Below are 12915 nucleotides of genomic sequence, written 5' to 3'. Positions count from 1 at the left end.
ATCAGGAAGCTTTTGTCATTGCTATTTCTTTAATATCCTTTGATAACAGAGGTAGAGCAACTTTAAAGTAACCATTTTCTGTTTCAATCTTTACTTCTTTATTGGTATAAAAAGAATATCTGTTTTTTATATTTTGTAGCCCTAATTGTGTTGATGCTTCTTTTTGCTTCCGTAAGTGGAGATTGTTTTGCACTATTATAGAATTAGTATCTGTGGCAATAATACTAATTTCGAGAGGCTTTTCTTTAGAATAATAATTATGTTTTATAGCGTTTTCTACAAGCATTTGTAGAGATAAGGTCGGGATAACAAATTCTTTTGGGTCGATAGATATATGTGTGGTAATACATAAAGCTCCTTCATGCCGTACATTCATCATAAATATAAAAGAGTCCAAAAAACTTAGTTCTTTTTCTAAACTTACAAGATCCTCTTCACGATTATCCAGAATATATCGATAGCAAGTAGCTAATCTTGATACAAAATCAGAGGCAAGATCTCTATCTTCATACATCAAAGAGGTAAGTGTATTTAAGCTATTAAATAAAAAATGAGGGCTGATTTGGTTTTTTAGCGATTTATATTTTGAAGTCATAGCCTCTTTTTTCAGCTTATCCATTCTATTCTCCATCTCTTTTTTCTGTTTTAGAGAATAATAAAAAAGATTATAAATGATAACAACAAAAGCTAATAGAATAGCTCTAATGAAATCTATCCTAAACAATAACCAAGGAGTGTCAACATTAATTTCACAGAGCTGATTGAATTCAAAAATCCCTAAATAATATATAAGAGCAGCAACAGGTAGAAACATTGCCATGTTTATGGTAATGATTTTTATCCCATTATTTAGGTCAAGAGTCTTATCTCTAGAAGATCTTATTTCTTTTCTTATAAGCCAGTCATTGGTTTCCCAAACAAACATTAAAAGAAAAAAAGCACTGCAATAATAGAAGATACTTGTAGGATCAATCGTAGTGATGGTATCACCATGATTTACAGTTGATTTAACAAGGAAATAGATTACGTTAACAACAAAAAAACGCAACAAGAATTTCTTTAAATATGCTTTTGATATTAAACTCATACTACATATAGCTCTTTTGGGTATAGTGTCTGTAAATATACATAACAGATATGCAATAATCATTTGTAGGTGTTTTGAATTGTCAGATTAGAAGTTGAACTGCCTTAAATGGTATTTAATTCGGAAAAATACACTAGTGATTTCATTTAATACTATTCAAATTCATTTTTGACATTTCAATGGTAAAAATGTCAATTAAAAATTTTTAGCTTTTGTTAGTACAAAAGAAACAACAGATTTGAGCAAAATCATTAATCAAATTATGAAAAAAATCACATTTGTATTTATTGTTGTACTGGGATACATCGCAAGTGCACAAACAGGAACTATTAAAGGTTTTGTAATCGATAAACAATCAGAAACTCCATTGCCGGGAGCTACAATCGAATTATTAAACGTAGAACAAGCTATCGGGGTAATTACCGATATGGATGGTTATTTTACTCTGGAGAATGTACCATTGGGACGCCAAATGATACGCGTAAGTTTTATTGGGTTTGAATCCATAACACTACCCAATATTGTAGTGACTTCAGGAAAGGATGCTGCGGTTAATGTATCATTAACAGAAGCATTTGACCGGCTGGATGAAGTTATTATAACTTCAGAAACAAGCAAGGCTCAAGCTATTAATAAGTTGACATCTGTTTCAGCCCGACAATTTGGGGTTGAAGAAGTTACCCGCTTTTCTGGTGGTAGAAGTGATGTAGGTAGGTTAGCAGCAAATTTTGCAGGAGTATCGTCTCCAGATGATAGTAGAAATGATATCGTTATACGAGGTAATTCTCCTGTAGGACTGTTATGGAGATTAGAAGGAGTACCTATTCCTAGTCCTAATCATTTTTCGACTATTGGAACTACTGGTGGTCCAGTTTCTGCACTTAACCCTAATCTATTAAAAAATTCGGATTTTATTACTTCAGCATTTCCATCAGAGTATGGTAATGCAATAGGAGGGGTTTTTGATCTTGGATTTCGAAAAGGTAATATAGATACTTATGAATTTACGGGTCAGGTAGGTGTTTTTAGTGGTTTGGAAGCAATGGCTGAGGGACCTTTAGGAAAAAATAAAGGTTCGTTTTTGGTCTCAGGAAGATACTCTATGGCTAGCATACTAGGAATTGGTGCAGGAGGGACATCGGCGACACCTAATTATTATGATCTCTCTTTTAATGTAGATTTTGGAAAAAGCAAACTAGGGAACTTTTCACTATTTGGAATTGTTGGTTTTTCGGATATCGAATTCTTAGGAGATGATATTGAAGAGGATGACCTGTTTGCTGCAGAGGACGAGAATTCATATGTGGATTCTGGATTTGGAGTAATTGGGTTGAAACATCAGATTAGTATCGGCTCCAATTCATTTTTAAGAACAATAGCTGCAGGTTCTTTTACCCAAAATGAGTTTCAGGAAGATCGATTTATAGATAAAGACACTTCACAAGAACGCATCATAACATATACAGAAGCTGATAATACCGAATCTCGTTTTACATTTTCTACTCTTTTTAACTCTAAGTTAAGTAGTAAAAGTACATTGCGAACAGGAGTGTTAATAGAAAATTTTGGAGTAGAATCGGTACAACGTGATCGAGAAAAACAACCTGATAATAATGGGGATGGAGACCCGGATCTATTTACCTTTACTGATATTGACGAAAACCTGAATATTATTCAGCCGTATATTCAGGGGCAGTTTAGACTAACTAAGAGATTGACTCTTAATGCAGGTGTGCATGGCCAATATGGTAGTTTGAATGAACAATTGGTATTAGAACCCAGAGCAGGTCTGGCATATAAAGCGAGCCAAAATCATCGTTTTAGTTTTGGATTTGGATTGCATCACCAACCAGTTTCTTTGCCTTTGTTGTTTTTAAATGAAGAAATCAATGGACAACTAGTTCAAACCAATAAGGATTTAGATTTTGTAAGAAGTACCCATTATGTGTTGGGATATGATGTAAGAATTAGTAAAGGATGGAGAGGTAAAGTCGAAGTGTATTATCAAGATATTGACAACGCTGCTGTAGAGCCTTTTTCTTCTAGTTACTCATCTCTGACCGAAGGTGCAAATTTTGGATTTGAAAACGACCGGGTATCATTAGTTAATGAAGGTACAGGGTATAATCAAGGGATAGAATTGACTTTAGAGAAATTTTTTAGTGATGGGTATTATGGATTATTAACCACTTCACTATTCGAAAGTAAATATAAAGGTAGCGACGGGATAGAGCGTAACACACCTTTTAATAATGGATATGTAGTAAACCTTCTTGCAGGAAAAGAATTTAAAATTGGTAAAGCAAAGAAAAATGTATTATTTTTTGATACCAAGCTTACTGTATCGGGAGGTAGATACTACACGCCAGTTAATCTGGAAGCATCTCAGGCAGCAGGATACGAGATTTTACGAGAAGATTTAGCATTTAGTGAGCAAAATGACGATTATTTTAGATGGGATGTCAAGTTTGGTTATAAAATTAATAGTAAGTCAAAAAAACGTTCGCATCAGTTTTATCTTGATTTTCAAAATGTGACTAACAATGAAAACATTTTTACACGTCGATATAATCGTTTGACCAACAGGGTGGATCAGATAGATCAAATAGGTTTTTTTCCTGATTTTGGATATCGTTTTCAGTTTTAATAAAAAAAATATTCTGAGAGATAAATGAATACCCCGACCTTGGGTTGTTTAGATGTTTGTTGAAAACCCGGATTACGCATTAGATTTTCTAAAGCTTAATCCGGGTTAAAACATTAATCATATGACTGATACTTTTCTTATATGTATATGATAAATTACACATACTCAAGACAAGTTTTATCTACCTTCTATCAAATATGTATTATTTTTTCCTCAATAAAAACATCTAATTCATGTTGTAGTGATTTGGTAATTTTTTCATCCTCTATCCATGTATGTATATCACCCAAATAGTGCATGCCCAGATAGTTTGCAGTCTCTATAAATGGCATGGTAAAACCTTCTTTTAACTCAGCATCAGAACCGCAACTTATCATTCCCATAGTTTTACCGCGTAGTTGTCGACCTATTTCTTTTTCTATCTTTAGACAATCTGTTATGCGATCCATAAAATTTTTCAGTATTCCGCTCATGGCGTACCAGTATACTGGTGTAGCAAAAATGATGATGTCATAAGTTTCGACAATGTTTTTCATTAGGGGAATAAAATCATCATCTTGATTTTTAAATTCATAGTCAAAAGCACCTATGTTTTTTGATTTTAAATCGATGATATCAAATCCGGTTTTTTCTTGTATATAGGTAATAATCTTATTAGTGTTTCCATTGCTTTTAGAACTTCCTTGTAGTAGTACTCCTTTTCCTTTCATTTTTTCTTACTTAGTTGAAGGACAAAGCTATTTTATTTGATTCGTAAATCAAATAAGGGGTAAATTTTACCCTATTCTAATTGATTGCCAAATGAGGTAAGAACGTCAAAAACAGAAGACAGTTTACTGCCCAAAGGGGTTATTGAATATTCTGTCTTTTTAGGATATTGATTAAAGTCTTTTTTTTGGATTAAACCATCGTCTATCATTTCCTTTAACTGCTGAGTTAATGCCCTTTTTGAAGCTTCGGGTAACCCTTCCTGTATATCTTTTAGTCTAATTGTTCTTTTTAAAAGTTCACTTAAGATGGCGGGTTTCCATTTACCAGAAATAACCAGTAAAGCCTTCTCGACAGCACAGTCGTTTTTTATAGGTGTTTTACGTTGATACGAACTCATTTTTGTAAAGTGATTACATATTAAAAAGATAGAAGCATCTATACCATAGACTTATTGCAATATGATGATTTTTCAAAATCTCTGATGTTTATAGAAATAATCGGAACATCGGGAAACATCTCTTTGAGCGTTTTCACTATTTTTTTAGAAAGATCCGCTTTTTGAGTTTCATTTCTACCTTCCATAATATTACCAAATACATGAATAAAATCATCCTGAGTGTTACCTATAGTATAATATTTAAAAGGGTTGATTCTTACTTTAATATCTCCCTTACTAAAAAGCTCGGTGGATTTGGCAGTATCATACACTGCTTGAATGATTTCCTGAGGTGATTTTAATTGAATAATATGATCAGAACAATCTAATACAAAGTGTGGCATATTTTCTTGTAAAGATAAGTATTGATATAGAAGTTTTGAGTCTTTTTTTGTATAAACTGATCTCTGGTGTTTTTAATAACTTATCAATATTTTCTGTAGTTCTTTAAGGTTCTCTGTTATACCTAAATATTTCTTGTGACCCTCCCATACCTTCTGTCATCCATCAGGATTTTCTGTGATATGTACATATTTCTTGTGACCGATCCATATCTTCTGTAGCTTCTCCATAATCTCTGTGATGTGTAAATATTTCTTGTGGTTCATAAATATTCTCTGCGGCTTATAAATAGTTACTGTTGCGAGATAAAGAGTTACTGTAACTCATAATGTAATTATTTTTTGTCAACACTAATAAATATAGTAATACAATAATGATGAGGTAACAAAATAAGATCATCATCGTCTTATTTGTATAACTATTCACACCATCATGCCAAAATTACTATTGTACCTGAGTTTTGTATTGTTTTTATGTATTTCCTGCACTACAGAGAATAAAGATAAAACGTCACAATTACCTACATCGACTCAAGAAGCCAATCAAAATATTATACTAGAAAAAAAGTTGGTAGCGTATGCCGATGAAGAGCTACTCCAGAGGTTTCCAGCCTTAAATCATGTGTCGGTTTATGATATTACTTATCTCAGTGATAATTTAAAGGTAAAAGGGTTTTTGATCACGCCTAAAAAAGAAGGGAATTATCCTTGTGTTATTTTTAATAGAGGAGGGAATAGGGAGCATGGTGTGTTTACTAATAAAATAATACCAAAAACGGGACTGGTAGAGCTGGCTCATCAAGGGTTTGTAGTGATTGGCAGTCATTATCGCGGAAATGCTGGGGGTGAAGGACAAGAAGAGTTTGGAGGTAAAGATATCAATGATGTACTTAATTTGATTCCTGCCTTAGAAGAAATTTATACAGCCGATACTAAGAATATAGGAATGTACGGATGGAGTCGTGGTGGCATGATGACCTATCAGGCGCTTACTAAAACAAATGCTATAAAAGCAGCTGCAGTAGGCGGTGCATTATCTGATGCATTCGAATGTATTAAAGATAGACCCAAAATGGAATCGAGAGTATTCTCAGAACTTATTCCTAATTATAGCCAAAACAGACAAGAAGAATTAGAAAAACGATCAGCAGTATATTGGGTAGAGAAATTCCCCAAAAATGTTCCTATATTACTAATGCATGGTAATTCTGATGGTAAAGTAAAACCATCACAATCGCTTAAGTTAGCCTCGGCATTTGATACACATCGTATTCCTTTTCGTTTAATAATGTTTGAAGGAGAAGATCATATCATTAGAGGAAAAAGAAAAGAAGTAAATCAGCATGTCATTGATTGGTTTGGTCGGTACCTTAGAGAAGACGCGCCAACTCCTGATATGGAGTATCGCTAGAGCCAAATAAAGTGTAAGTGATGGTGGATTCAAAGCATTACTGGTATAATTATTTTTTTTTGAATAATCAGACCGTCAATATAGGTATTCGAAATATAATATATCTTTTACCAGAGGTAGTAGGTTAAATGTGTTTTCTATAAGTTATTCTCAAAATAGGTTTCTATTTGGGTCATTTTATTTTCTTTTTCCTGATCAGATAACCAACTTGCTTTAAAACTATTTTTAACCAAATCAGTGATTTGTCTTTTTGAAAGCTGCAATGCTTTTGCAACTTCCAAGTAGTTCTCATTCATATACCCACCAAAATAGGCAGGGTCATCAGAGTTGAGCGTAACTAATAAATTTTTATCCAACATTTCTATTAATGGATAATCTCTTAAATCATGTATTACATTTAGCTCCAGATTTGATAAAGGACAGAGTGTAAGTGGTATCTGTGTATCGGCTAATTGTTTTACTAATTCAGGATCATCCAGACAACGGTTACCATGATCGATACGGGTTACTTTTAACAGATTGATAGCCTCCCAGATATATTCTGCTGGTCCCTCTTCTCCAGCATGGGCTACAGTGATAAACCCTTCGTCTCTTGCTTTGGCAAAAACACGCTCGAATTTTGAAGGAGGATTACCCACTTCTGAAGAATCCAAACCAACGCCACTAATCCACTCTTTATAAGGTAAAGCTTGCTCCAATGTATTAAAAGCAGAAGCTTCATCGAGATGTCTTAAAAAAGACATGATTAATTTATAAGTGATCCCAAGTTTTTCTTTACCATCTTCTAATGCACGATATATCCCTTTGATAACAGTATCAAAAGAAATTCCTCGATCAGTATGGGTCTGAGGGTCAAAAAATATCTCTACATGTACCACATTTTGTGAATGCACCTTGGTAAGGTATGCCCAGGTAAGCTCATAAAAATCTTCTTCCTCGATCAATACATTAGCCCCTGCGTAGTAGATATCCAGGAATTCCTGAAGGTTATTAAAACTATATGCACTTTTTAACTCATCAACGGTAGCGTACTTAATTTGTTTATGATTTCTTTTTGCAATTTTAAACATCAATTCAGGTTCGAATGTACCTTCGATATGTAAATGAAGTTCTGTTTTAGGGATGTCTTCAATAAATTTTTCAATTGAAATAGTACTCATAATAATCATGTTCTTTTAATAGTACCCTATCAGGACGGGTACTATAATTATATTGCAAAAAAGTTATACTTTTTGATCTTGTATTTTATCTTGTAGCATTTTGATTTCGTCACGTAGTCGGGCTGCGGTCATAAAATCTAACTCTTTGGCTGCTTTTTCCATTTCTTTGCGCACATTTCTCACACGGGTTTCTAGTTGTTCCTTGGTATAATATGCAGTTTCTTCTTCGGCAGCTTTTAATGTCGGGGCATTTTCAAAAGTATACGGCTCTACCTTTTTGCCAGCCAAAGCGTTATCAAAAGATTTTTTAATTGCGGTGGGTGTAATACCATGTTTGGTATTATAAGCTATTTGTTTTTCCCTTCTGTATTCTGTATCATCAATGGTCTTTTGCATACTATCAGTAATTTTATCAGCATACATAATTGCTTTGCCATTTACATTTCTCGCTGCCCTACCTACTGTTTGTACTAATGACCGTTTGTTTCTCAAAAAGCCTTCTTTATCAGCATCGAGAATTGCTACCAATGAGACTTCTGGCAGATCTAATCCTTCACGTAATAAATTTACTCCAATTAATACATCAAAAAGACCTTTTCTCAAATCCTGCATTATTTCTACTCGTTCTAATGTATCTACATCACTATGGATGTATCGGCAACGTATATTAATTCTGGTAAGATATTTGGTTAACTCTTCTGCCATTCTTTTGGTAAGGGTGGTTACCAGAATTCGCTCATCTATATCAATTCGTTTTTGCATCTCTTCGATCAGATCATCAATTTGATTGAGACTAGGGCGAACTTCTATTACAGGATCTAATAATCCTGTTGGTCTAATAATTTGTTCTACATAAGTTCCTTCGCTTTTTTGTAGCTCATAATCTGCCGGGGTAGCACTGATGTATATTACTTGGTTTTGTATAGCTTCGAGTTCTTCAAACTTTAAGGGTCTGTTATCCATTGCTGCAGGAAGTCTAAAACCGTATTCTACCAGGTTTTCTTTCCGGGACCGATCACCACCATACATCGCGTGTGTTTGCGGTATAGTTACGTGGCTTTCATCTACAATCATTAAATAATCATCAGGAAAATAATCCAGTAAGCAGAATGGTCTTGTACCAGGATTTCTGCCATCGAGATATCGTGAGTAATTCTCAATACCAGAACAATAACCAAGTTCTTTGATCATCTCCAGGTCAAAATTGGTACGTTCTTCCAGTCGTTTGGCTTCTAACGGTTTTCCGATTTCTTTAAAATATTCGACCTGTTTTCCCAAGTCTAGCGCAATTTGATCAATTGCGTTATGTAATACTTCGGGAGAAGTCACAAACATATTAGCAGGATAGATGGTTAACTGGTCATATTTTTCTATAACAGCATTGGTTTGTACGTCAAAGGATTCAATCTCTTCGATCTCATCTCCAAAGAAATGTACTCTAAATGCGTCATCAGCATAGCTAGGAAAAATGTCTACAGTGTCTCCTTTGATTCTAAAATTACCATGTTTAAATTCTGCTTCGGTTCTTGAGTATAAGCTTTGTACCAGGCTGTGTAATAAAGCCGTTCTAGATATGAATTGACCTGCCTGTATAGAGATTACATTCTTCTTAAATTCTACAGGATTACCAATACCATATAAACAGGAAACAGAAGCAACAACCAGGACATCTCTTCTTCCCGAAAGAAGAGAAGAAGTTGCACTAAGGCGTAGCTTTTCGATTTCATCATTAATAGATAAATCTTTTTCAATATAGGTTCCTGATGTAGGAATATAAGCTTCTGGTTGATAATAATCATAATAGGAAACAAAATACTCTACAGCGTTCTTAGGAAAAAACTGCTTAAACTCAGAATAGAGCTGAGCTGCTAACGTTTTGTTATGAGCTAGTATTAAGGTTGGCCGTTGTACACTTTCAATTACATTGGCGGCAGTAAAGGTTTTTCCCGACCCTGTTACCCCAAGTAGGGTTTGGTATTTTTCATTAGATTCAATTCCATTGGCTAATTGTTTTATAGCTTCTGGTTGATCTCCTGTGGGTTTAAATTTTGATTCTAATTCGAACTTCATGTATCTTTTTCTTTTTCACAATAAAGATACTGAACTCATCTTGACTTTTTTTATTCAACCAAAAATTTATGATTTTGTTTTCGGAAGAAAATCTCTTTTATACTGTATTGTGATCCTGCAGCACAAAAAAGGGGCAAAATGCATAGAAAAATGATTGTGCAGACTGTACAGGTAAATCAAGATAAGTTCAGTATTGTTATATTAGGTGTACATGATATCGGGTTATTTTAATTTTTTACTACCTTTTTTATCATTGATTCATAGCTAGTCAAAATTATTTTAACATAATAAATACCATTGGTCATATCTGAAATATCAATATGTGGCGTTCTGGCTTTTTTTATTTTTTTTCCTAGTACATTATAAATGATAGTACTGTGGAATATTTCCGGATCTATTGTTATATCAAAAACGCCAGTAGTAGGATTTGGTATGATTAAGATATCATTGTCTTCATCTTCATCTCCGTCTCCGTCTTCATCTCCGTCACCATCTCCATCTCCGTCACCATCACCGTTTCCATCACCATCACCATCTCCACCATCTTGATTATATTCGAAAGCACCTATGTCTATGGTATTGGTGATGACTTTGTCTATAAAAGATTGGTGTTCTTTATATTCTGAAGATAAATCATGATTTGGAAGTAAGATGCTGGGAAGGGCATCACCAGAATCAATAAGTGTAGCATTTTGGAGTGGTCTGAAATTTTGATTATCAAAATCACTAAATAAAGGTTCTTCTTCTGTAATATTATTACCCTGATCATTTACGGTACCATTTGGAGAGCTGCAATGGCAGTTTTTCCATCCTGTTTTTAACCAATTATGATGTAGATTAAGCGTTCCGTTATTACTGATCATTGCAAAATTGTTTCCGGAAGCAGAGGAGTATATTATGTTGTTAAATACATTTGCTGTTTCATCATTGGTTGATAAAGAGATAAGAGTTGTTGTACTAGTTCTTGTGGATATGATTGTATTGTTATAAAAATACAAATTACCTTTACGATAATCTACTATATCACCGCTATCTCCTCCATAATGAACTATTTGAGAGTTTCCTGCTTCGGCGGGTTCTATTAGTATATTACCATAGGCATGTGTGGTATTGTAGGAGGAGTGATTTACCAAAACCTGTGAGTCTTCGGCATCTACCAAATCTAATTGCCTGTTACCTCCTTCGATCCAATTATAGCGTACTACCAGTCCTGCTGATCTGTCTTTTAGGTTGTTACCTCTGGCGCCTTCTCTTAAGGAACCTAGTCTATTGTATTGATATGTGATCCCTATAGCTGCAGTATATGTGTTATGCTGATAGATGCTTCCCACGATACCATTATCATAGAGATGATTTTTTTCTATTAGGATGTTTTCGGTATTTCCATTATTAGCTCCAATAAACAAACCATTTCCAGAATCGTGCAATGTGCAGTTTCTTATGATAAGATTTGCGGCTTTTTCTACATAAATAGCAGAGGCATTATCGGCATAAGTTTCTGTTTGATTGTTTTCATTGGTATATTGATATGGAGGTCTTCCTGACCTTATTTCGAGATTTTCGATAGTAATATAACTTGGTAAACCATCAGCTGGGGTATTTGATCCTCCAATTTTAATTACTCCTCTTTGGTCATTCCAAAAATTAACGCCGTCTACGGTTACGGCTCCATTACCATCAATTACAGGTTGTTGTCCTTCTGGACCATTGACTCCTATAATCTCTATACGGTTTTCTTCCGTTCCTTGTCGGTTGATTACCCATTTTTCTTTATAAGGAGTTTCTCTCCAATGGATATAGACACGATCTCCTGGTTGTAATGTAGCCCATGGTACTTCAGAAATTGTAGCTAGACTTTGATTTGGTCCCACATGATAATCTGTAAATGGAGAAGGGCTACCTTCTTTTTTGTATATCCTATAGTTATTAGCCTCACTAGTAACATAGAGTGTTTTGTTAGCGTCTACGGTAAGTCCTTCGTGCTGACTTGTATCATCAAGTGCGAGTTCTCCATGAATTGTCCCGTTGACATCTACATCAACAATTTTATGGCTTTCGTGGCTTAAAATCCATAACCTACCTGTGGTATCATCAAAATAGACAGCGGATAGGTCATTCATTATGCCTCCTCCAAATACTGTTTGAGCATCAAAAGGAATTTCTGGAGTTACAGTAATATTATCACTAGTTGCAGGTTTGTCTATTTTATATATTTTTCTCGGAGATTTTTCTTTAACGATATAAAATATTTGATTAGTAGCATCATAGGCAATTCCTTCGGGTCCAACATTTCCTGCAGGATCATCAAAGGTTATCACTTGAAAATCACTGGACTTAATTGAAGTTGTACTTGAGTCTATGATGCCAATATAAAACCTGGAAGCTTCGTTAACGATAGCAAATTCATTATTCCCCAGATATACAATGTCTTCTGCATCTCCAAATCCAGAAAAAGAAATGGTGCGCAATAGGTTAAAATTTATATCTGCTTCCCAAATTCTTCCTCCACTATTTTGAATTAAAAAAAACGTGTTACTCTCTGGTACCCATGTGATACCAGACAGATCGTTACTTATATAGTTGATAGGCGTGAGTGATGTTGTAGATTGGTAAGATGATATCTCTGAAGATTGACCATAGGTATTAAAATTCAAGAAAGATATGAATAGAATGATAAAGAGAAGAGGTTTGTTTTTTTCTTTAAGGAGGGCTATTAGGTTTTTCATTTTAATAGAGTTTTCTTTGCGTGTGCTAAGTTTTGTTGGTTTATTTCTTACTAAGGAATACAATCCTATAATTGATAAACAAAACGCTATAAACTGTAAATTAGATTTTAATCTGCTTAGGCATTTTAAAATCTTATAGCACTGGAATCTATTTAAATGTTCAATATTCTGTTGTCTTTTAATTTAGTAATTGTAGTGTTACCTTTCAAAGAAAACATGTTTGCGTAGCTCTATCTCATGACAAAGTTTCTAACATATAAGGGACAAAATATATATGTTTGTGACTAACGTATAAATATCAGGAGTTTTGGAGTTTTTTGAACCCC

The 12915-nt window shown here is 34.2% G+C and carries 9 protein-coding genes; 2 read left to right on the top strand and 7 right to left on the bottom strand.

Annotated features, from left to right (window positions below; genetic code table 11):
* Position 1: 1 nt before the first annotated feature.
* Positions 2-1087, bottom strand: a complete 1086-nt coding sequence (locus C1X07_RS14260; protein WP_164914167.1) for a sensor histidine kinase — start codon at positions 1085-1087, stop codon at positions 2-4.
* 262 nt (positions 1088-1349) lie between these two features.
* On the opposite strand from C1X07_RS14260, the gene C1X07_RS14255 reads away from it, so the two are divergent.
* Positions 1350-3734: a TonB-dependent receptor gene (locus tag C1X07_RS14255; RefSeq protein ID WP_103070708.1), complete on the top strand. Its 2385-nt coding sequence runs from the start codon at positions 1350-1352 to the stop codon at positions 3732-3734.
* Positions 3735-3925: 191 nt separating this feature from the next.
* On the opposite strand, the gene C1X07_RS14250 is transcribed toward C1X07_RS14255, so the two are convergent.
* The 3 genes from C1X07_RS14250 to C1X07_RS14240 form a co-directional block, all read right to left on the bottom strand.
* On the bottom strand, positions 3926-4444 hold the full coding sequence (locus C1X07_RS14250) for a flavodoxin family protein (RefSeq protein WP_103070707.1): 519 nt from the start codon (positions 4442-4444) through the stop codon (positions 3926-3928).
* A 71-nt stretch (positions 4445-4515) separates the two neighbouring features.
* Positions 4516-4842: a winged helix-turn-helix transcriptional regulator gene (locus C1X07_RS14245; RefSeq protein ID WP_103070706.1), complete on the bottom strand. Its 327-nt coding sequence runs from the start codon at positions 4840-4842 to the stop codon at positions 4516-4518.
* Positions 4843-4880: 38 nt separating this feature from the next.
* The gene (locus C1X07_RS14240; protein ID WP_103070705.1) at positions 4881-5225 is read right to left on the bottom strand and encodes a 5-carboxymethyl-2-hydroxymuconate Delta-isomerase; all 345 of its coding nucleotides are present in this window, start codon (positions 5223-5225) and stop codon (positions 4881-4883) included.
* A 430-nt stretch (positions 5226-5655) separates the two neighbouring features.
* Between C1X07_RS14240 and C1X07_RS14235 the strand changes: the two genes are divergently transcribed.
* Positions 5656-6633: an alpha/beta hydrolase family protein gene (locus C1X07_RS14235; RefSeq protein ID WP_103070704.1), complete on the top strand. Its 978-nt coding sequence runs from the start codon at positions 5656-5658 to the stop codon at positions 6631-6633.
* 137 nt (positions 6634-6770) lie between these two features.
* Here C1X07_RS14235 and C1X07_RS14230 read toward each other — a convergent pair whose 3' ends face one another.
* The 3 genes from C1X07_RS14230 to C1X07_RS14220 all read right to left on the bottom strand — a co-directional run bounded on the left by C1X07_RS14230 (position 6771) and on the right by C1X07_RS14220 (position 12589).
* Entirely contained in the window at positions 6771-7793 is a 1023-nt protein-coding gene (locus C1X07_RS14230) for an adenosine deaminase (RefSeq protein ID WP_103070896.1), read from the bottom strand.
* 63 nt (positions 7794-7856) lie between these two features.
* Positions 7857-9863 (bottom strand): excinuclease ABC subunit UvrB, encoded by a 2007-nt coding sequence (gene uvrB, locus C1X07_RS14225; protein ID WP_103070703.1) that lies wholly within the window; start codon positions 9861-9863, stop codon positions 7857-7859.
* Positions 9864-10090: 227 nt separating this feature from the next.
* Positions 10091-12589, bottom strand: coding sequence for an SdiA-regulated domain-containing protein (locus C1X07_RS14220; protein WP_128755281.1), 2499 nt, complete (start codon positions 12587-12589; stop codon positions 10091-10093).
* Between the last annotated feature and the right edge of the window lie 326 nt (positions 12590-12915).

Origin of the sequence: Aquimarina sediminis (assembly GCF_002895435.1) — a bacterium.
In the GTDB taxonomy this organism is placed as follows: Bacteria; Bacteroidota; Bacteroidia; order Flavobacteriales; family Flavobacteriaceae; genus Aquimarina; species Aquimarina sediminis.
Note: the sequence above shows the minus strand (reverse complement) of the source record. Positions and strands in the feature narration are given on the sequence as shown.